We start from the raw sequence: 20,527 nt of genomic DNA, 5'->3' as shown, positions 1-20,527 counted from the left end.
GAAACAGTTGTTTCAGACTTGTATAAATTCCTTTCAAAGAAAGGGTAAGGTTATGGGCGTTTTGCAACCTTTGGTTTTTTCCCATTTAATTTTTTCTTAGCAGCTTTAACCTCTGCTAAGGCCGCCTTGACTTCCTGTTGACTAGCACCAGGATTAGCCAGTACAGCTTGAGCGCGGATAAAGGCTTGAAGGTAGTTCACCTTCACCTTATCTGCTGCATAGATAAACTTAGCGTTCTTAGCTTGGAACTGGAGTTCTGACGCAATCAGTTTCTTAAGACTTGAAAAATCAGTTGTTTTCCCATTTAACTGTTGATCAGCAGTCTGGTAGTTCGCAAGTGCTTGGTTGATTTGCTCTTGTGTCACACCTTCACGAACGAGCAAGAGGGCCAATTCCTTAAAGCTTTGATCAAAGGCACGCCGAGCAGTATCTTTAGCATTCGCATAACGACCTGTTTTTGAGGTCACATCATAGGCAGCAATGGCTGATTTAAGTGCTGTAAAATCAGACTCTTTCCCATCTAATTGACTTGTTACCAATTCAAGATTTGAAAGGACTTTGTTAACTTCTGCTTGTGACAACTTAGTCGCAAGAGCTTTCTGAGCTTCTTGATAAACTGCATCATAGGCTAAACGTTTTTCACTCGTTGCATTAAAGTACTGAGGAGTGCTGGTCAAGTTAGCTTGTTGAGCTAACAATTGCAACAATTGGGACTTAATGACAACAGAAAGTTTCGCGAGATTGTTTTGGTCCGCCAGAACGGTCACAGTCGGTGCATCCTCAAATAACTCATAGCCTGTTGGTAGACCGACTGAAATCGTATAGGTTCCAACTGGGACATCTTTTCCAAAGGCATTCTTACCATAGCGTTGAACTGGAAGAACAAAGGTTTCTCCAGCTTCATTTTTCAAGACAACTGGTGTTGTTCTTGGTACTGCTTGATCAAAGACCAGACTCAAAGGTGCAGTGACAATCTCTTTAGCCAAGAATTCGATGGTCTTAAAGCTATCCTCTGCAGTGATTTCAAATTTCTGAGTTCGTTCGCTGACGAGTTTCAGATCTGATTTATCATAGGCAAAGAGTTCTGCAACATAGCTACCAAACTTAAGGAAATTGATTTCTTTCCCTTTGTCTAAGTTGACATACCGTCCTTGATCATCCTTGATACGGTAGACAAAATCGGTATCTAATTCTTGATGTGTATCAGCATCTAGGACTGACACCTTAATTCGGCCACTATCTTCAGTACCAGCAAAATCAGCAAGAGAAGCAAAGTCACGGTTTCCAGCGTAGTCTTCTACCACATAGTAAAGTAAGTCTTTACTGATTCCTTCTGGAAGAGTATAGCCACCATCTTCATTCGTCGTTAAATAGACACGGTTTTCAAAGCGACTAGTCTTCCCTAGGCCGTCTTTCCCCTCCTTAACCAAGGTCCCCTCTTCATCAAAGGCCTTGACATAGAAGACTTGCTCTCGTAAGATTCCACCATTGCCAACATCTTTTGTTTTACGAGCATAGAAGGTTTCTACTCCATCCTTCTTGGTTGTGTAACCTGAAGTCAAGACTGGGTTTTGGGTATCAATTTGGAGGTTAAAGCGAACAACTTGCTCGTCTGCTCCTGGAACTGCTGGTGTATAACGAACCTCATAGACATAGTGACCATCCGCCACCTTTTCACCCTTGGCATCAGTTCCTTCCCAAGCCGTGTTGTCGACTAGATAAGATTGTTTCCCACGTCCGTCAAAGTAATTCTTACGAGCAGAGAAAGTTCCTGTACTTGTCCAAACTGGCTGAGCAAATGCTTGATTATCCGCCTTGTAGACAGCTGCTTTCATTTTTTTTAGGTTTCGCAAGACTACAGCACGGTACTGCACGTAATCTTTGTTTCCATCTCCATCTGGAGAAATAGCCAGACGTACATTGCCATCCGCATCTAAATGGAGGACATTCAAACCTTCTGGAGTTTCTACTGTCCCAAGAACGATTGGGCTTCGTTCTGCTGTTTTCTTCTTAGCAGTCGAATAGAGCACGTCGTTAGCGTTAGAGACTAAGGATGTTACATTCGCATTTGATGGCACGTGTTTGGTTTCTGGAACATCATAGTAGAATCCTGATTTTCCTTCTCTTACCAAGTTGTAGATTGGTTTTTCAACAGCAGGGATATTTTGGAAAGAACCACGGAAGCCCATAAATGGAATGCTAACCACATCGCCGTCATCTGCTGGATCCACAAAGCGGACAAATCCTTCTAGGAAGTAACCGTTCGGCATCAATTTAGTCAATTCTTCTGCAAACTTAGACGCATCGACAGTCACCGTCACTGTCTGACTACTATGAGCTTTTACGGTTACATTTGGCCATACCGTCTCTGTTAATTTCCGTGGCTTCAAGGTAAAGTGATCGTCTTTTACATCGTCAGTAGTAGTATTCACAATCATCTTCAACTCTCTGTCAGTATCAGAAATATTATGAACGGTTACATCAAAACTAAAACGGTCCTCGACATTGCCAAGTGTGACGCTTGGGTAAGCATCTTCATTCGTTACATACAGGTCTGTTGAAACCGCTGCAGCAGTATCCACAATCCCCGCCCCTTGTTGACGTACCGAAGTGTAGGCGCCCGTTTCTTTGTTGAAGTGCGGTTTTGCGGTTGACATGATCAAGGCCTTAACCGTTGCAGATAGCTTCTCTGGTGAAAGTTCTGGATGGTGAGCTTGGAGGTATTCCTTCACCAAAGCCGATACTCCAGCTACATGAGGGGAGGCCATACTGGTTCCGCTCATACTACCATAGCTATTGTCATTTAGAGATGAAAAGATCGATCCACCAGGTGCTGTGACATCCGGTTTTAATTGGCCATCCGTTGAAACTCCCCAACTAGAGAATTCGGATATCTTCCCTGCATCAGGGTTTGGACGGTTATCCAGGCTACCATCAAAGACTATCTTGTAGTCTTTGCCTTTAATCGCTTCTCCATAGCGCTTAGAAATGAAAACAGCAGGGATCTTTCTCGCATCCCCTCCGAGGCCCATTTTGACACTCGCGCCTTCGACACTGTTGTAAATAAGGGCTCCAATTGCTCCCTTTTTATAGACATTAGCGACCTTATCCGAGAAGGTGATCTCACCACGTTTGATGAGGGCGACTTTACCAGTCAAATCGAGAGTTTCTAAATCACTCTCACGTCCCAAGCCAGCATCCACATAGTCATATTCTTTCCCATTTTCGAAATTGACATCTGTTTCAGCTGCTGTATAGGTGAATTTCCCTTTGTCCAAGTCAGCATTTTCTTCCAAACCACGAACTGTAAAGACTTCTTCTGTTACAACCGAGTCATTTACTGAGGCAACCGAAATAGACTCTTCTACAGTTGAAGGACTGCCCACGACACCGTAATCAGGATTGTCAGCACTTGGGTTGTCATAACCGTATCCATAGGTATTGCTATTTCCTGCCGCGATAATGACGCTAACCCCTTTTGCTCGTGCTCGCTGGATGGCTTCCCGGACGGCGGGACTAGCATTCACTGTAGAACCTGTCGCAGATCCTAAACTCATGTTAATGACATCAGCTCCCAATGCAACTGCGTCATCAATTGCTTTCACATAGACAACATCACTGGTTGATCCACTACGATCAGAGAAGACTCGCATAAACATCACTTGGGCTTCTGGAGCAACTCCGTATACATAGTTGCCATCCCCAGCTTTTTTGTTAGGGTTCCCAGTCGCGATCCCTGTTACGTGCATACCATGTGAATCATGGTCTTTTTCTTTAATATTGTCATCTCCATCCATATAATCATAAGCAAAGACGACCTTATCGTTGTACCATTTTCCGTAATCAATTCCCGCTGCTTTTTTTGCAGCTTCTAATTCTGTTTGATTTTTGAACTTCCCTTTTGTCGGGTCTGAAATCCGCAATACTTCATGGTAGACATCTAAACCAGAGTCAATGACTGCAACAACAGTCCCTTCACCCTTGTAGCCTTTTTCCCAAGTTTGAGGCACATTAATCATCGTATTGCTGCTGATACTGAATGGTTTGTCTTCAGCTTTCTTTTCAGCTCTTGCTTCTGTTGCAGGTTTAGCCTCAGCCTTCTCCTCTGTTGAAGAGGGTTTAACTTCTGTTTTTTCCTGTCCCTCACTTGCTTTTTCTGCAGGTTTAGCCTCAATTTTAGTTACAGCTTCTACTTGCTTTTCAGTAGCTTTATCCTCTGTTTTTGCTTCCTGGGCAACTACTTGGCTACCTGATTCGACAGATGGACTTGTTGCCCCTTTTTCTGAAGAGGCTGGTTCGTCAACAACTTTACCATTTTCAACTACTGAGTCTCTAATCTGCTCATTTGCCTGATCACTTACAGGAGTTGGCAACGCTGGATTTGCTTCTGCAGATGCAACTACTGCAGTCTCTGGTTGTTTTGTTTCATTCGCACTTACATTCCCTGCTCCAAAGACAAGAACCGATCCTAACAGCACCGATGCAACACCAAATTTATATTTTCTCAATGAGAAACGCTGTTTACTCATAAAATTCCCCCTATATACTAAATTATTCTTATTATACTCCTAATTTTTCAGAAAATTCACTCAACATTAACTTTGTTATCAAATTGTAATATTTCCGAACAATATCTTTAATTAGTTGTTTTTTTGTTTGTTTTTAGTGGTTTTGCGATTCGAATAATTAGAAAACTAAAACTAATCGTCCGTTTTTTATCTCATTGCACAAAAAAACAGCGAGAGCAAACTCTCACTGTCTTTTATAAATCAACTAACTTACTATCTTAAAAGTCTTTGGTATCTGGATCTGGCGCTCCCGCTTCTACTGGGATCTTCCGAAGGAGCTCACAGTCTTCTAGAGCCAATTCGATTGTAGTGCATTGCAGATTACTTGCAATGCGTTCAGGAGTCACTGATTTAGGCAAAGGTAAAAATTCTTCTGCTAAACTCCAAGCTAAAAGAAGCTGGGCTGGAGTAACGCTATATTTTTTAGCCAATGCAAGAACTGTCTCATTTTGAAAAAGCTCTCCTTGACCAAATGGACCCCATGCCTCCAATAAAATTCCTTTATCACGGCAATAACGGACTACTTCCTCTTGATAAACTCCAGGCGCCAAGCGGATCTGATTGACTGCTGGAAGAACTTTGGCACTCTCAAACAAAGCATCTAGGTGATGAGGCAAAAAGTTACTCACGCCAATCGAGCGAATTTTACCCACTGCCTGCATATCTTCCATGGCTCTCCAAACCTCACGATTCCGTTCTTTCCAGGCCTCATTTTCTCGATGAGTCACAGGATTTGGCCAGTGGATGAGGTACAAATCGATATAATCTAGTCCCAATTTGTGCAAAGATTCTTCTAGGCCATTAACAGCATCCTCATAGGTGTGACGATTATTCCACAACTTGGTCGTTACAAAAAGCTCTTCTCTTGGAATACCACTATCTTTGATAGCCTTTCCGACGCTTTCTTCATTTTGATAGATGGCTGCCGTATCAATATGGCGATAGCCCGCTTCTAAGGCTGCTTTTACTGCTTGATAAGCTTCCTCGCCATCTTTCGCCTTCCAAGTACCAAAACCTAGTACAGGAATGTGGCGTCCGTCATTTAGTTTGTAGCTCTTCATCTTATTTCCCGTTACTTTCCTTTGTTTTTTCACCAGACTTAGAAGTCTTCGCATTCAAGCGCAATTTTGGCTTAAAGATATTTTCCTTCGGTTGCACCATCGATTTACTAAAAAAGGCATAGAGTAAAAAGGCACTACCTGCCACTAGGATGACGGGACTACGGCGCAACATACCGTAGATAAAGAAAAACAAGCCCATCAATAAAAAACGTACGTTTATCTTATTCATAAAACTACCTCGCGATTCAATTACTTTCATTATACCATGTATCGGAGCAAAGAGACAAATGGCTAGATCAGGGAATCCAATCCAAATAAGCTGAGACTCTCATCCCAGCTTATAGAAGAAATTCAATTTTTAGTTTGGCGATAGCAAGAGATTCGTAGTTGAACCTCTTTTTCACCATTAAGCTTCAAATCGTTTTTGGCCATCCAAGAAGGTTGCTACCAACTCTAAATCTTTATCCAATACAATAAAGTCAGCGTCATACCCTTCACGGATTTGGCCACAGACATCATCAATATGGACAGATTTAGCAGGGTTGAGACTCGCCATCATGACCGCTTCATGAGGATTGGCAATGCCCCACTCAACAACATTCTTCAATCCATCTTTAAGCTTCAAGATTGAACCAGCCAGGTTCCCTGTCGATTTCAAACGGGCTGTTCCATTTTCTACGACAACAGGGAATTCACCCAACATATAGTCGCCATCTTCCAAGCCACCAGCTGTCATACAGTCGGTGATCAAGGCAATATTTTCCACTCCTTTTTGTTTGAGAAGGATGTCGCAGGCTTTTGGATCAACGTGATGGCCATCACAGATTAACTCTGCATAGGTATGAGGAAGTTGGTACATAGCCCCAACCATTCCCAATTCACGGTGCGTCAAACCGCGCATTCCGTTATAGGCATGTACCCAGACACTAGCCCCAGCATCCACTGCTTTTTTGGCTTCGTCAAAGGTTGCATTGGAGTGACCAAGGGCAACCGTTACCCCTTCTCCTGTCACTGTACGGACAAAGTCTTCTACACCATCTCGCTCAGGGGCAAGGGCAATTTTATTGAGCAAGCCGTTGGCTGCTTTTTGCCATGCACGGAATTCATCCATTCGAGGATCTTTCATGTAGGCTGGATTTTGTGCCCCTTTGTACTTCTCTGTAAAGTAAGGTCCTTCAAAGTAAATACCACGAATCTTAGCACCAGATGCTTCTTGGTAGCGTGCTCCAATGTTTTCAGTGACTGCTAATAATTGCTCATAAGAAGAGGTCAAGGTTGTTGGCAAAAAGCTAGTGACCCCTGTGCTCAAGAGCCCCTCACTCATAGTATGAAGGGTTCCCTCGATGTTGTTGTCCATAACATCAACTCCACCAAATCCATGGATGTGCGTATCGACCAAACCAGGAGCAATACTATAGCCTGTATAGTCCAAAACAGTAGCTCCCTCTGGTAGCTGATCTACATGTTTCCCAAATTTGCCATCGACAATTTCTAGATATCCTCCCTTACGAATGCCATGGGGATAAAAGAATTGATCTGCTTGTATATAAGTTGTCATGGTGATTTCCTTTCTTTTTCTACCGATATATTCATACACATTATAATCCTTTGTACTGTATTTGTAAATGGTCTAGACCTATTTTATTTAAATATATTAACATTCTTTATAAATGAGATAAAAAATCCAGTTTCAAAGAACTGGATTTTTTGCTTTTTTAGATCTGCTCCAATTGCACCTTCTCTGCTAAATTCATGGCATGGTCTGCAACACGTGTATAGTGAGAGATGATATCAATAAAGTTGACACCTGCTTGAGGTGTACACTCGCCCTTGTTCAGACGAGAAATATGAGTCTTCCGCAATTTCTTTTCGAGTTTTTCAATGGCCTGATGGCGCTGTTCCAACTCTGCCGCCAACTCTTGGTTATCTTCTTCTACACTTCTAAGCGCATCTTTAACAAAAGTCGCAGTTTGTTGGTAGATATCTTCTAATTCAGCCAAGGCATTGTCAGAAAACACAACTTTCTTCCGAATGAGGTAGTCCGTCAGGTTGATCAAAGCTTCCGCGTGGTCTCCAATCCGCTCTAAATCACGAGACGAATCCAAAATATTGGTCAAGGATTCGCTTTCTTTTGGACTCAGAGCTTCACTAGACAAGCGGATCAAGTATTTGGTCAACTGGTCATCGATGGTATTAATCGCTTCTTCCGTTTTATGGCCTTTTTCAGCTAGTTTTTCTTCTTGATTTACAATATAGCGATAGGCCAAGTCGAAACTCTTTTCAGCATATGTTCCCAAGTGCAAGAGTTCTTTTTTTGCATTTCCCAAGGCAATTGAAGGAGCTTGCGTAATCAGATTCTCATCCAAATAGAGTGGCTCATATTTGACAACTTCATCCTCACCAGGGATCAGTTTGGTTACAAAGTAAGCCAAAGCCCCGATGAATGGGAATTGAACGATGGTGTTGGTCACATTAAATGCACCATGTGAAAAGGCAATAGTCATCTCTGGTGAGAGATGTAACTGAGCTTGGAAGAACTCAATCATGCTGGTAAATGGTCCCAATAATATAATACAAAGAACGGTCCCGATGACATTAAATAAGACGTGGGTCGCCGCAACCCGTTTGGCAGAAATATTGGCCCCCATAGCAGCAATGATCACGGTGAGGGTAGTTCCGATGTTATCCCCAAACAAAATTGGCAGAGCTCCCTTAAGATCTAAAAAACCACCTGAGTAGAGACCTTGCAGAATCCCAATGGTTGCAGAAGAAGCCTGAATCAAGACTGTGATAATCGCTCCTGCGAGAACTCCGAGGATTGGATTTTTCCCAAGAGTCACCATGTATTGGCTGAACTCTGGCAAGTCTTTCAAAGGACTCATTCCTGCGCTGATGAGGTTCAAGGCGTAAAAGATTCCCCCAACCCCAAATAAGATCCGACCAATATTGTTGGCTATCCGGTTCTTGGTAAAGAAGAGACAGACGGTACCGACAAACATAATCGGCAAGGCATAAGTTCCTAACTTAAAACCGATGATAAAGGAAGTGACGGTTGTCCCGATATTTGCCCCCATGATGATTCCAATTGCTTGGCGTAGCGTTAAGAGGCCTGCACTTACCAATCCAACCGTAATGACAGTTACCCCTGTACTAGATTGGATAAGGGCAGTAACGACAATCCCTACGAGCACTCCTAAAAATGGATTGCTGGTATATTTGTCGATATAGTAGCGAAGGCGGTCCCCTGCAGCCTGTTGCAAGCCATCACCCATGGTTTTAATACTATATAAAAATAGTCCCAAACCACCTAAGAAGTTAAATAAAATGTTCTGCCAATCAATGGACATTCCTTTTCCTCCATCATCATTCGATAAAAGTTTACTCACTCTATTTTAAAACATCCACCACTTGGACACAAGTTTTTTTTGAAATTTCTTCTGAATTTTTCCATAAAAAAAACGATAGACTCTACAGAATCTATCGTTTTGTTTATTATTTTTTATCAAGCTCTCGTAACATTTGATCAATTTTGTTTCCATATTCAATGGATTCATCTTTGACAAAGGTTAAATCTGGAATTTTATACAGTTTTAAATTCCGACCTAATTCGCGCTTGATGGTTCCTGTTGCTTTTTCCAGCCCTGTCTGAGCCTTCTGATTATCTGAAGCCAGGTCACTCATAATCGAATAGTAGACCTTAGCCATAGACAAATCGCCTAGCATTTGAACATCCGTAATGGTGACACCTTGAACACGCGGGTCACGAACTTTCTTTTGCAAAATTTCGTTGACTTCCCGCTTGATTTCCATCCCTACTCGGTCTGTCCGAAAATGACTTGCCATAGGAACTCCTTTCTGATCTGTTTTTAAAACTAGGAAATGGGAGAATTCTTCTCTTCTTTCCTAATTAACAGTTTATTTTTTAATTTCTTCCATGATGTAAGCTTCGATGGTATCATCCGTCTTGATATCGTTGTAGCCTTCGATCATCAATCCACCTTCGCGACCGTTGGTCACTTCTTTGACATCATCCTTATAATGTTTCAAGCTAGCAAGAGCTCCATCATAAATCACAACACCATCACGAATGACACGGACTTTGGAATCACGAGTGACCTTACCACTGAGAACCATAAATCCACCGATGGTACCCACTTTAGAGACTTTAAAGGTTTCACGGATAATCGCTTCACCGATCACTTTCTCTTCAAATTCTGGATCAAGCATACCCTTCATGGCTTCTTCCATCTCTTCGATAACCTTGTAGATAATGCTGTGGAGACGGATTTCTACATCGTCTGCTTCTGCTTGTTGACGAGCTTGTGGTGTAGGGCGTACGTTGAAACCAATGATAAAGGCATTTGAAGCTTCGGCAAGAGTCACGTCAGATTCATTGATAGCACCAACTGCTGAGTGAACGATAGTCACTTTCACACCTTCTACGTCAATCTTTTGAAGTGATGCAGCAAGGGCTTCAACCGAACCTTGTACGTCAGCTTTGATGATGACGTTAACAGACTTGAGTTCACCAGCTTTAAGGGTATCAAAAAGGTTTTCAAGGCTAACACGTTGTGTAGCTTGACGTTGCTTCATAAGAGCACGTTTAGCACGTTCTTCACCCGCTGCACGCGCTGATTTTTCATCTTCATAAACCGCGAAATGGTCACCTGCCATCGGCGCTTCGTTCAAACCAGTAATAGAAACCGGAGTAGATGGTCCAGCCACTTTCACACGGCGTCCAAGGTCATTGGTCATGGCACGGACACGTCCGAAAGTATTACCAACAACGATTGGGTCTTGAACATTCAAAGTACCTTGTTGAACCAAAAGGGTTGCAACCGCACCTTTTCCTTTATCCAAACGCGCTTCGATAACGGTACCAATAGCACGGACTGTTGGGTCTGCCTTGAGTTCTTGGATTTCAGCTACAAGTAGGACAGTTTCCAACAACTCATCGATGTTTTGGTTGAACTTGGCTGAAATTTCTACAAACTCAGAATCTCCACCCCAAGCTGTTGACATAACGCCGTGTTCTGCCAATTCTCCGATTACACGTTCTGGGTTGGCACCTGGTTTATCAATCTTGTTAATGGCAACGATAATTGGAACGTTAGCCGCTTTTGAGTGGTTGATAGCTTCGATAGTTTGAGGCATAACCCCGTCATCTGCCGCTACGACCAAGATGGTAATATCGGTAACAGAGGCACCACGTGCACGCATAGAAGTAAAGGCCGCGTGTCCAGGTGTATCCAAGAAGGTAATCTTCTTGCCATTTTCCTCAATCTGGTAGGCACCGATATGCTGGGTGATCCCACCGGCTTCTCCTGTCGCAACACGTGAGTTACGAAGGGTATCCAAAAGGGTTGTTTTACCGTGGTCAACGTGTCCCATGATGGTTACAACTGGTGGACGCTCCACCAATTTATCTGGATTCAAATAGCCATCTTCTACGAAGAAACGCTCGATATCCGCATTATCCACTTCAACCTTTTTCTTGGCTTCAATTCCATAATCTACCAAAAGGAGTTCAATGGTATCGCCATCCAAGGATTGGTTTTGTGTCGCCATCACGCCCATCATGAAGAGTTTTTTCACGATTTCTGCTGGCTCACGCTTAATCCGTTTTGCGATTTCCGCAACCGTCATTCCATCTGTGTACTCCAATTCACTTGGCAATTCGTGGAATTTACGCTCTGTTACTGGTTTTGGAGCCTCATTGCGGTTATTCTTTCCTTTTTTATTCTTTTTGTTGTTATTCCAGTTACTATTCTTTTGATTTCTCACTTGATTCTGATTACTTCGATTCTTTTGTTGTTTTCTTGGACCATCTTCTTCACGATCAAAATCTTCACGCTTCTTGTCTGGTCTAGCTTGTTTCTTCCGACGTGTATCAACTGTTGCAGGACTTGGAGCCGCTACTGGCGTAGCCTTCACTGGTTCCGCCTTTGGTTGAGGAGTGACAACTTCAGTTGCAACCACCTCTTCGTGCTTGCGACGTTGTTGACGTTCTTGTTCAACCTTGGCTGCCTGATTTTGCTTGTAGCGTTCTTCACTACCACGGGCATATTCCGCATTTTGCTCTGCCTTTAATGCTGCAGCACGAGCTTTGAAATCAATCTTGGGTGCACTGTTTACAGGATTTGGACGTCCTTGACCATTTCCAGCTTGATTGCGACGACGATCATCCCCTTGATTTCGACGGTCATTACTTTGGTTTTTGCGATCATTTCTGTTTTGGAAACGATCACCATCCCGTCGATCATTTTGTTGTTTTTTAGGTCGATTTCCTTGTTGTTGACGACGTTCCGCCTGCTCTTTCGCACGGGCTTCACGTTCCGCCTTGAAATTACGACTCTTTGGCTTCACAACAGGTGCTGCAGCTGTTTCAGTTGTTTTTTCTGAATTTTTTGCAACGGGTTCTTTTGCAACCGGCGCAACTTTTACTTGTTTTTCTTCCGTCACTTTAGGAGTTTGAGGAGCCTTTGATGCAAAACTATTCACCAAACGCTCAACAGCTTCACCTTCAATACTAGAAGCGTGACTCTTTACCTCCAACCCTAATTCTTTCGCCCGTGTGACGACTTCTTTACTTTCCTTGCCTAGTTCTTTGGCAATCTCATACAATCTTTTCTTAGACAATTGCTGTCCTCCTCTTCTATTCCATAAGAGACCTCATTTTCTTTGAAAATCCAGCATCTGTCACGGCCGCAACCTTTCGTGAGCGACCAATGGCAGTGCTTAATTCTAGTGTTGAAAACACGGTTAATACCGGAACGCCATAATAGTGGCATTTATCTGTGATTTTTTTGGTAAGATTGGAAGCTGCATCTTCTGCCAGAAAGACCAAACGGGCCTTTCCTTCTTGAACAGACTTGATAACCAACTCTTCTCCTGAGATAATTTTCCCTGCTCGCTGAGCCAATCCCAATAAATTACTGACTTTTTGCTTATTCAAGGCCTAACTCTCTTCTCTTCACCTTATGATCCACATAAGCAATCAATTCGTCGTAAAAAGCTTCATCCACTTCCATGCTAAAGCTGCGATTGAAGACTTTCTTCTTTTTAGCTTGAAGTGCTTCCTCATTATCCAGTTTGATATAAGCACCACGACCATTTGCTTTCCCAGTCGGATCGATAAAAACTTGACCTTCTTTATTTTTTACGATTCGCAAGAGATCTCGTTTATCGATGACCTCATTTGAAACAACAGACTTGCGTAAAGGGATTTTTCTTGTTTTTACCATGATTCCCTCCCTATTCGTCTACAGAATCAAAATCACTTTCTACTTCTTCAAAAGCAGGCTCTTGACTTGCTTCCATTTCTTCGTACTCACTAGCTGATTTAATATCAATCCGGTAGCCAGTTAAGTGAGCCGCCAAGCGCACGTTTTGACCACGACGACCAATAGCAAGAGATAGTTTGCTGTCTGGCACTACCACAAGGGCATGCTTGCTGTCTTCTTCGTCAAAGATAACTTGATCGACCTCAGCAGGAGCAATGGCATTGTAGATAAATTCTGCTGGATCTGGAACCCACTCAATGACATCAATATTTTCTTCTGTTGGAACCATACGATCCAATTTCTGATCGTAACGAGCTGGGTGGAACTTGCTAGTAATCTTTTTGATGTTAGATCCACCACGACCAACGATGGTTCCAATCGCATCCACGTTTGGATTATGGCTACGAACAGCAACTTTGGTCCGGTCGCCAGCTTCACGCGCTACGCTCATGATTTCAACCGTTCCATCGTAAACTTCCGGAATTTCTTGCTCCATTAAACGTTTGATCATTTCTGGATGACTACGGCTTACGAATACGTTCACCCCACGAGGATTGTCTTCTACTTTGTAGACAAATACTTCGATGCGATCATGAGATTGGAAGACCTCACCAGGGATTTGATCTTGTTTAGACAATTGAGCTTCGATAGACCCTAAATTTACATAGATAAAGCGATTATCAAAACGTTCAACGGTTCCACTCATAATTTCATTTTCATGCTCTTTATAAGTGTTATAGGTAATCGCACGAGTTTGCTTGCGCATTTTTTCCATGATGGTTTGTTTGGCAGATTGCGCTGCGACACGGCCAAACTCAGCAGGAGCTTCTTCAAATTTGATTTTATCTCCCAATTCATAAGCAGAGCTAATCGCAAGAGCATCTTTCAAACTAATTTCTAACCGACTATCAAACACTTCGTCTACTACTTCACGAACGGTATAAACGCGGAAGTCACCAGTCTTTTCATTAAACTCGATAGCGGCACTCTCTGCTTGGCCATACCGTCTCCGGTAAGCTGAACGCAATGATTCTGTGACAGCTTCAATGATATCTTCTTTTTTGATTCCTTTGTCTTCTTCCAAGATGCGAAAAGCATCTAGCATTTCTTTACTCATTCTTTTCTTGCTCTTAGGCTACTAAGAGCCTTCCTTTCTTTTCTGCTATAATTTGACAGCTAATCTTGCTTTCGATACAAGACTATAGGGGATTTCAATGGTTTTCTTTCTGGTTTTGTCCATGTATTCCATGGTCAATTGGTCATCTTCGAACTTGACGAGTGTTCCTTCAATAACCTTTTGTTTGTCCACTGCCTTGTACAGGCTAACATGGATATATTGACCCAGAGCTTTTTCCACAGCATCTTTGGTTTTTAAAGGACGCTCCAAACCAGGACTCGTCACTTCTAGGAAATACTGTTCTGGGAATGGATCTGGTTGAATCTGATCCAACAGAGGACTAATCACTTCTGTTAAATCTGCTGTATCATTCAGGGTAATACCACCTGGCTTATCAACAAAGATACTTAGAACATAATCTCCTCCTATCTTTCCATATTCAACATCCACTAGTTCAAATGGAGCTTGGATAGCTGGTTGAAGAATTTCTGTTACTAATTCAACAATTGTTGCGATAGGACAACACCTCCTCACAGATAAGAGGCGAAGATATGTCTTCGCCTCTCCTTTTCTATTCATTTTAAACATTGTAGCACAAGTTCCGTCGAAATGCAAGAATTTCGACTTCCTCATTCACACAGCTATCACCAAAAAGAAAAAAACCTCCTTTTCAGGAGGCGTAAATCTTTATCTAGACTTTAAAATTGTGCTTCAACTCGATAAATGACCTGACCCTTACTGGAGAATTTCTTTTCATATTCGGTCATGACATTGCCCTCAAAATCACTCGCATGAAGATCTAACCAGACACCCTTTAAAGTCATTCCGTATTGAGAAAAACTCACCAAGCTATATTCAAAGAGTTCTCGATTGTCCGTCTTAAAATGAATTTCCCCATGCTCTGGCAAAATCTGTTTGAAGGTATCTAAGAAACTCTTATAAGTTAAGCGACGTTTTTCATGACGTTTCTTGGGCCAAGGATCCGAGAAGTTGAGATACAATTGATCAATCTCGCCATCTTCAAAATAATTGGTAAGGCTATCTCCATCTACCCAAAGCAGCTTGATATTCGGAACATCGGCTTCTAACACCTTGTCCAAAGCGTAGCTTAATACCGATTTTTGAATATCAATCCCAATATAGTTGATAGTTGGATTTTGTTTGGCCATTCCAGTGATAAAGGCTCCTTTACCGCTTCCCACTTCAATATGAATCGGATGGTCATTTCCAAAAATCTCATGCCACTTCCCTTTGGCTTCTTCTGGTTTCAAAACAACATATTGCGGATTGGCTTCTAATAATTCAGTTGCACCTTTGCGGTTTCTAACTCTCATGCTTCTTTCCCATATTTTGACCGGAAATTACGCAAGGCATAGATTTCCCGGTTAACATTTTCTAAATCATTATTTTCATAGTATTTCACAATCTGACAAAGGAAAGAGTATTGACCAAACCAGTACAATTTACCAAATACTGTTTCGTTGTACTTATAGCCATAATAGACCAACCAGTCCTGCCACTGAGAATCTGGAATGTAGTGACTTAAAACATGAGCAACATCCATCATCCGATCTGTCAAGCGGACAGAATCCCAATCAACCAAGTAGATGAATCCACTGTCCGTTTCAATCCAGTTACTGTGGCGTACATCTCCATGAACAATGGTCGCATAATCTTCTCGAAAAGCTGGAACAGTTTGTCGTAAACTCTTTAACACTGATTGCAAATAATTGTTTTGACGCAAAGCAATTGGCAATTGACTGCTCAGAGAATTCAATAAATCCAGCGGAGATTCAGCCGTGTAGCCCAATTTTCTCAATTGTGTCATCAAGGGGCGTGAACGGTGCAAACGAGTCAGGATATGAACCACTTGCTTTTTCCCCATCCCATTTGGAGTTAAAATTTCTCCATTTAACCATTCTTGTGCGCTCATCACATTTCCGTCAGGTAAGCGTCGGCTCCATAAGAGTTGTGGAGCAATTTGTTCTTTAGCTAGCCCCGCTAATATTGGAGTTGTATTCATTTTGACAAATACTTTCCCCCCATCCGGATAAGTCCCCATAAAGGCTTTCCCGCTTTTACCAGCAATTGGGGTCAACGTTAGCTCTTTTTCGTTCGAGTCCATCTATTCCTCCGTAAAAAGTTTCCCATCTATTTTACTAATTTTAAGGCGTTTCGTCAACTAATCGTCTCACCTTGAAAGGTGCATAAACATGGGCTAAAAAGGCTGTGAAAGCTAGCAAGGCCAAGACCAGAAGTTTGTCTTCAAAGACCACCAATCCTAGGCCTCCTTCGACGAGAACCACAAATAAAGTCACCGATTGAACTGTTTGAAGAAGCCCTCGTGTTTTAGCACGAATTTCCAAGGGGAAAAGTCGCGTTAAATATTGATAGTCAAAGGCCTTGTAGAGTCCAAGCAATTGAAAAACAAGTAAATAATTCAAGAGTCCAGTGACAGCCACTGCTACTAGTGTTTGCGGGATGAAGAGAAAGACAGCTATTGATAGTCCTAATAGCCGTAGACTCATGGAAAACAGATCCCCATTTCTGAGATAAGAACGGAGATACAAGTTGTTCCAGGTCTTGTCGCTGACTTTCGGAACCATTTTTGTCAGCTTGTCTAAATAAGCCCGCCGTTTTACGCTATTAGTCATTCCTTTTACTGTTGTAAAAAGGGCAAAAAACCTTAGAATGCTTTGCTTTCTCAGATTTTCAAGCTCTACGATTCGCTTCCAATCAAGACCCGCCTGGTTATAGAATCTTTTCCCCTTCCCTTGAAAAACAAGAACTTTCAAGAGAAAGAGAGCAACCAAATAAACCCCTACAATGGAAAGAGACAGTCCTAAAGCCAGAGCCAAAGGGACAAACAGGACAAGCACAAAGGTTTGCACAATTCCCCAGAAAATAGTCGCTCGTAAGGTTTGTTGTTTCAAATAGCCCTTCAATTCCTCTTCTTTTACTAGGAGGAAAATCATATCTGGCTTCTCAACATAGGTTGCGATTGAACCAACAGGAAGCAGGAGAAAGGGAGCTAGGGTAAGTACAAGGAGGAGAAGGCTCTTATCTTCTGGTAAAGAGCGCAAAAATTGGCTGTACTGAACTGCTAAAAAACCTAGAAAAATCAAGAGAAAGAGAACAAAGTGATCATTAAACACATAGCGGGAATATTTCAAACACTGATTGCGAAAGCTCGCTTTCCTCTTTTTTAGTACTTCTATCATCGGTCAGCCTCTTTTGTTAGTGCAAGGTAAATCTCATTCAAATCCGCATCTGCCATTCCAAACTCTTTTCGCAATTCCTCTAAAGTCCCCTGGGCACGGACCTGTCCCTTATGGAGGATGACAAAGGCATCACACATTTTTTCAGCAGAATCCAGAACATGGGTACTCATTAAAATAGATTTTCCTTTTTCTTTCTCTGCATTCAATAGTTGAATTAAATCTGAGATTGCAACTGGATCTAAGCCTAAAAAGGGCTCATCCACAATAAACAAACTTGGATCAACAGCAAAGGCACAAATGATCATGACCTTTTGTTTCATCCCCTTAGAAAAATGGACAGGAAACCAATCCAATTTTTCCTCTAGTCGAAATTGCTTCAGGAGAGGAGTCACCCGCGCAAAAACAGCTTCTTGATCCAAATCATAGGCCATAGCTACTGTCTCAATATGCTCACGTAAGGTTAACTCTTCATAAAGGCTAGGGGTTTCTGGGATATAACCAATTTTTTTGCGATAAGCACTTGGAGAAGCCACTAGAGTCAAGCCATCAATCCGGATTTCACCAGCATAAGGACGCAGGAGACCTATAATTTCATTAATGGTCGTTGACTTTCCTGCTCCATTCAAGCCAATCAATCCAATCAATTGACCATCGCCAACCTCAAAACTAACATCTTTTAAGACAGGGATATTGACATAGCCTCCTGTCAGGTTTTTTGTTTCTAACATATTTTTCTATCTTTCTGGTATAATGTTCTTATATTATAACAAAATCTAGCTAAATTGAGGTATATTTATGGTTTCAGATTGTATTTTTTGTAAGATTGTTTCTGGAGACATTCCTGCTTCTAAGGTCTACGAAGATGACCAGTTTCTTGCTTTTTTAGATATTTCTCAGGTCACTCCAGGCCATACCCTTGTGATTCCAAAAAAACATGCCCGCAATCTGTTGGAAATGACGCCAGATGAAACGGCTGATCTCTTTAACGTCGTTTCAACAGTGACCAAAAAAGTGGAGAATGCTACGCAGCCTCAAGGGATGAACATCATTAGCAATATGGAAGAAATCGCAGGACAATCTGTCTTCCACACCCATGTCCATATTCTTCCGCGCTACTCTCAAGATGACGACTTAAAAATTGACTTCATTGCCCATGAACCTGATTTTGATCGCCTTGCCCAATTAGCCAAGGATATCTCAAACCATTAAAAAGGAGCTTACTATGAAATTAAGAGATCTATTTTGGTTTGCGACTGGAGCAACCATCAGCTATCAACTGGTTAAAAATCGCGAACCTCTGAAAAATGAATTCAGTGAAACCAAACAACTAACCGAAGGAATCCAATCAAACCTTTCTAACATCAAAAAAAATATTGAAATCATCCAAGAGCAAAGAGTTCTTTTAAATCAATTACTGGAAGACTTTTCCTATAAAGCAAGGGTCTTCTCTCAGCAAGCCAATGCTTCTGTAGAACAAATCCAAACTATTTGGTCTGAGAAATCGAATCACGAATAAGCAAAAAAGGTTTTGAGACAGTCGTCTCAAAACCTTTTTATTATTAGAAGAGAAATGATTTAGTTTCCTCCAGCACCGGCTACTGTTGTATCCGTAGAAGGAGTCACTGTCGGTTGGTATTGTGTAATTGCTTCTGAGCTTACAGTAGTTTCTGGAACATAGGAAGGTTCATAATATCCTCCACCAGTATCCTGGCTCGATTCTACTGAAGCTTCACCACGTTCTGATGAAACAGTTCCCGCAGATTCGTCTCCATCTAATAAAACAGCACTCGTTTTAAGCTTGCGTAAAGGCGATAAGCCAAGACTTTTACGCAGTATATTCTGCATCTTCAACAGGTGTTCTGAAGTAACAATTTGGTAACTACCGCCATCGGCAAGGGTGGCATCTTCACCTTTCAACTGTTCCATACGGATGTTCTTCAAGGCATCTCGATAGCCCATCAACTGCATCAAACTATCCGTATCCAAGGAGATATTGGTCTGCATATTATCACTAACCGCTTCAATAATTCCTTGATAATTGCTCAGACCATCTAAAGTCAATACTTTCTTGATGATCTTTTCGATGACTTCTCGTTGACGCTTTTGACGACCATAGTCTCCTTCTGGATCTTGATAACGCATTCGTGAGTATACTAACGCTTGTTCTCCGTCAATTTCTTGACGACCAGGTGGAATTTTGGCTGTATATTCTGGTTCGTTTTCTTCAATCGAAATATCGAAATCAAATGGATTGTTTACCGTTATCCCACCGACCTTATCAACCAGTTGGACTAGGCCTTTCATATTAATCATCGCATAACGGTCAATATGAATATTCATCAAATCTTGGATGGTTTCAATGGCCAACTCGGCCCCACCTTGAGCATAAGCTGCGTTCAGCTTAGCTTGAACAGTTTCTCCGTCCTGCGTAATATTGGTTAAGATATCCCGTTCCAAGCTCATAATCGTTGTTTCACGCGTCTGTGGATTCACCGTCACCAGAATCATCGTATCACTGTTTCCTACCCACTGATCCTCTCGTGAGCCTGATCCAGTATCGACCCCCATGAGCAAGATGGTCATTGGTTTGTTTTCTGCAATGACATTGTTTTCACCGCCGATTCCTTTATAGGTCTTACTCAACGCATTTGTCGACTGATTAAGGATGGTCAGCCCGTACGCTCCAATCCCAATCGTCGTTACTGCTAACAAACTAAAAAACATTAATAGAATTTTTTTAATCATTGATACTGTCCATCTATCAGTTTGCCCATTAGGTAAACATCCAGATATTCCCCTTCCTTGTACACGCCTCTCTTGCGGAGACCTTCAATTTCAAATCCTAGCGTTTGGTAGAGACGGATAGCCCGTTCATTTCGAACCTGGACACTGAGGTCTAACTTCCGAAGGAGGTTGGTACCTTCCGCCCATGCGATTCCTTCTTTTAGAAGAAGGCGACCGAAGCCTTTATTCCAGTATATCTTCCGAATAACAATAAAGAGATCTCCAATATGACGCAAGGCTCTATTTTGATCCGCGACAATATTTAAGACGCCTACCAGATCATCACCCAAGTATAACAAGAGACATAATTGATTGTCTGTTTGTGCTTGTTTTTCTGCAAAAATTTCCAACTCTTGCTTGGTCATCCCAAGTCCTTCTGGAGCCAAGGTCGTAAAATCAGATTCAGTCGCTACATCTTTAAAAAATTCAAGTAAAGACTGTGCATCCGAAGCTTCAGCCTCTTTCAAAAAGAGATCTAGTACCTGTTCCATCT

General features: G+C 42.0%; 18 protein-coding genes and 2 pseudogenes. 2 read left to right on the top strand and 18 right to left on the bottom strand.

Translation table 11 applies throughout. The features are described from left to right. Positions 1–50: 50 nt before the first annotated feature. The 16 genes and pseudogenes from D8785_RS09110 to D8785_RS09040 all read right to left on the bottom strand — a co-directional run bounded on the left by D8785_RS09110 (position 51) and on the right by D8785_RS09040 (position 17,978). Entirely contained in the window at positions 51–4,529 is a 4,479-nt protein-coding gene (locus D8785_RS09110) for a S8 family serine peptidase (RefSeq protein WP_125375182.1), read from the bottom strand. A 257-nt stretch (positions 4,530–4,786) separates the two neighbouring features. Continuing rightward, the gene (locus tag D8785_RS09105; protein WP_125375181.1) at positions 4,787–5,629 is read right to left on the bottom strand and encodes an aldo/keto reductase; all 843 of its coding nucleotides are present in this window, start codon (positions 5,627–5,629) and stop codon (positions 4,787–4,789) included. A 1-nt stretch (position 5,630) separates the two neighbouring features. Then, entirely contained in the window at positions 5,631–5,858 is a 228-nt protein-coding gene (locus tag D8785_RS09100; RefSeq protein WP_048715249.1) for a hypothetical protein, read from the bottom strand. A 177-nt stretch (positions 5,859–6,035) separates the two neighbouring features. Further along, complete coding sequence (gene nagA, locus D8785_RS09095; RefSeq protein ID WP_006597080.1) at positions 6,036–7,187, bottom strand: N-acetylglucosamine-6-phosphate deacetylase; 1,152 nt, start codon at positions 7,185–7,187, stop codon at positions 6,036–6,038. Positions 7,188–7,344: 157 nt separating this feature from the next. Then, positions 7,345–8,976, bottom strand: a complete 1,632-nt coding sequence (locus D8785_RS09090) for a Na/Pi cotransporter family protein (RefSeq protein ID WP_125375180.1) — start codon at positions 8,974–8,976, stop codon at positions 7,345–7,347. 145 nt (positions 8,977–9,121) lie between these two features. After that, positions 9,122–9,472, bottom strand: a complete 351-nt coding sequence (rbfA, locus tag D8785_RS09085) for a 30S ribosome-binding factor RbfA (RefSeq protein ID WP_123160924.1) — start codon at positions 9,470–9,472, stop codon at positions 9,122–9,124. A gap of 72 nt (positions 9,473–9,544) precedes the next feature. Continuing rightward, a pseudogene (infB, locus tag D8785_RS09080) lies at positions 9,545–11,752 on the bottom strand (translation initiation factor IF-2); the annotation flags it as partial. A 290-nt stretch (positions 11,753–12,042) separates the two neighbouring features. Beyond that, a pseudogene (locus D8785_RS09950) lies at positions 12,043–12,268 on the bottom strand (translation initiation factor IF-2 N-terminal domain-containing protein); the annotation flags it as partial. Between the two features lie 16 nt (positions 12,269–12,284). Beyond that, the gene (locus tag D8785_RS09075) at positions 12,285–12,584 is read right to left on the bottom strand and encodes a YlxQ-related RNA-binding protein (protein ID WP_120701213.1); all 300 of its coding nucleotides are present in this window, start codon (positions 12,582–12,584) and stop codon (positions 12,285–12,287) included. Further along, positions 12,577–12,873, bottom strand: coding sequence for an RNase P modulator RnpM (rnpM, locus tag D8785_RS09070; protein WP_006596879.1), 297 nt, complete (start codon positions 12,871–12,873; stop codon positions 12,577–12,579). Before rnpM ends, D8785_RS09075 begins: the two co-directional genes overlap by 8 nt. Before the next feature lie 10 nt (positions 12,874–12,883). Next, positions 12,884–14,029, bottom strand: a complete 1,146-nt coding sequence (gene nusA / locus D8785_RS09065; protein WP_125375178.1) for a transcription termination factor NusA — start codon at positions 14,027–14,029, stop codon at positions 12,884–12,886. Positions 14,030–14,074: 45 nt separating this feature from the next. After that, entirely contained in the window at positions 14,075–14,563 is a 489-nt protein-coding gene (gene rimP, locus D8785_RS09060; RefSeq protein WP_174705361.1) for a ribosome maturation factor RimP, read from the bottom strand. 164 nt (positions 14,564–14,727) lie between these two features. Further along, positions 14,728–15,363, bottom strand: coding sequence for a tRNA (guanosine(46)-N7)-methyltransferase TrmB (gene trmB, locus D8785_RS09055; protein WP_125375177.1), 636 nt, complete (start codon positions 15,361–15,363; stop codon positions 14,728–14,730). Beyond that, entirely contained in the window at positions 15,360–16,154 is a 795-nt protein-coding gene (gene ccrZ / locus D8785_RS09050) for a cell cycle regulator CcrZ (protein WP_023022280.1), read from the bottom strand. Before ccrZ ends, trmB begins: the two co-directional genes overlap by 4 nt. Positions 16,155–16,194: 40 nt before the next feature. After that, positions 16,195–17,250 (bottom strand): ABC transporter permease, encoded by a 1,056-nt coding sequence (locus tag D8785_RS09045; RefSeq protein WP_125375176.1) that lies wholly within the window; start codon positions 17,248–17,250, stop codon positions 16,195–16,197. After that, positions 17,247–17,978, bottom strand: coding sequence for an ABC transporter ATP-binding protein (locus D8785_RS09040; protein WP_125375175.1), 732 nt, complete (start codon positions 17,976–17,978; stop codon positions 17,247–17,249). Before D8785_RS09040 ends, D8785_RS09045 begins: the two co-directional genes overlap by 4 nt. 67 nt (positions 17,979–18,045) lie before the next feature. On the opposite strand from D8785_RS09040, the gene D8785_RS09035 reads away from it, so the two are divergent. Both D8785_RS09035 and D8785_RS09030 read left to right on the top strand, forming a co-directional pair. Continuing rightward, positions 18,046–18,459, top strand: coding sequence for an HIT family protein (locus D8785_RS09035; RefSeq protein ID WP_125375174.1), 414 nt, complete (start codon positions 18,046–18,048; stop codon positions 18,457–18,459). A gap of 13 nt (positions 18,460–18,472) precedes the next feature. Then, positions 18,473–18,766, top strand: coding sequence for a hypothetical protein (locus D8785_RS09030; protein ID WP_123159662.1), 294 nt, complete (start codon positions 18,473–18,475; stop codon positions 18,764–18,766). 59 nt (positions 18,767–18,825) lie between these two features. Here the strand turns inward: D8785_RS09030 and lytR are convergent, their stop codons facing one another. Both lytR and D8785_RS09020 read right to left on the bottom strand, forming a co-directional pair. Next, on the bottom strand, positions 18,826–19,995 hold the full coding sequence (gene lytR, locus D8785_RS09025; RefSeq protein WP_125375173.1) for a glycopolymer--peptidoglycan transferase LytR: 1,170 nt from the start codon (positions 19,993–19,995) through the stop codon (positions 18,826–18,828). After that, positions 19,992–20,525: a GNAT family N-acetyltransferase gene (locus D8785_RS09020; protein ID WP_125375172.1), complete on the bottom strand. Its 534-nt coding sequence runs from the start codon at positions 20,523–20,525 to the stop codon at positions 19,992–19,994. The genes lytR and D8785_RS09020 overlap by 4 nt, the downstream gene beginning before the upstream one ends. Positions 20,526–20,527: the final 2 nt, after the last annotated feature.

This window comes from Streptococcus australis, assembly GCF_003943615.1.
Taxonomy (GTDB): domain Bacteria; phylum Bacillota; class Bacilli; order Lactobacillales; family Streptococcaceae; genus Streptococcus; species Streptococcus australis_C.
This window is presented reverse-complemented; position numbering and strand designations above follow the sequence as displayed.

What these genes read in the sequence shown, in the direction of transcription:
- nagA (WP_006597080.1), bottom strand. Translation starts at nt 7,187, where the DNA reads ATGACAACTTATATACAAGCAGATCAATTCTTTTATCCCCATGGCATT.
- D8785_RS09045 (WP_125375176.1), bottom strand. Translation starts at nt 17,250, where the DNA reads ATGATAGAAGTACTAAAAAAGAGGAAAGCGAGCTTTCGCAATCAGTGT.
- D8785_RS09035 (WP_125375174.1), top strand. Translation starts at nt 18,046, where the DNA reads ATGGTTTCAGATTGTATTTTTTGTAAGATTGTTTCTGGAGACATTCCT.
- lytR (WP_125375173.1), bottom strand. Translation starts at nt 19,995, where the DNA reads ATGATTAAAAAAATTCTATTAATGTTTTTTAGTTTGTTAGCAGTAACG.
- rnpM (WP_006596879.1), bottom strand. Translation starts at nt 12,873, where the DNA reads ATGGTAAAAACAAGAAAAATCCCTTTACGCAAGTCTGTTGTTTCAAAT.
- D8785_RS09100 (WP_048715249.1), bottom strand. Translation starts at nt 5,858, where the DNA reads ATGAATAAGATAAACGTACGTTTTTTATTGATGGGCTTGTTTTTCTTT.
- D8785_RS09090 (WP_125375180.1), bottom strand. Translation starts at nt 8,976, where the DNA reads ATGTCCATTGATTGGCAGAACATTTTATTTAACTTCTTAGGTGGTTTG.
- nusA (WP_125375178.1), bottom strand. Translation starts at nt 14,029, where the DNA reads ATGAGTAAAGAAATGCTAGATGCTTTTCGCATCTTGGAAGAAGACAAA.
- ccrZ (WP_023022280.1), bottom strand. Translation starts at nt 16,154, where the DNA reads ATGGACTCGAACGAAAAAGAGCTAACGTTGACCCCAATTGCTGGTAAA.
- D8785_RS09110 (WP_125375182.1), bottom strand. Translation starts at nt 4,529, where the DNA reads ATGAGTAAACAGCGTTTCTCATTGAGAAAATATAAATTTGGTGTTGCA.
- D8785_RS09105 (WP_125375181.1), bottom strand. Translation starts at nt 5,629, where the DNA reads ATGAAGAGCTACAAACTAAATGACGGACGCCACATTCCTGTACTAGGT.
- trmB (WP_125375177.1), bottom strand. Translation starts at nt 15,363, where the DNA reads ATGAGAGTTAGAAACCGCAAAGGTGCAACTGAATTATTAGAAGCCAAT.
- D8785_RS09020 (WP_125375172.1), bottom strand. Translation starts at nt 20,525, where the DNA reads ATGGAACAGGTACTAGATCTCTTTTTGAAAGAGGCTGAAGCTTCGGAT.
- rbfA (WP_123160924.1), bottom strand. Translation starts at nt 9,472, where the DNA reads ATGGCAAGTCATTTTCGGACAGACCGAGTAGGGATGGAAATCAAGCGG.
- D8785_RS09040 (WP_125375175.1), bottom strand. Translation starts at nt 17,978, where the DNA reads ATGTTAGAAACAAAAAACCTGACAGGAGGCTATGTCAATATCCCTGTC.
- D8785_RS09030 (WP_123159662.1), top strand. Translation starts at nt 18,473, where the DNA reads ATGAAATTAAGAGATCTATTTTGGTTTGCGACTGGAGCAACCATCAGC.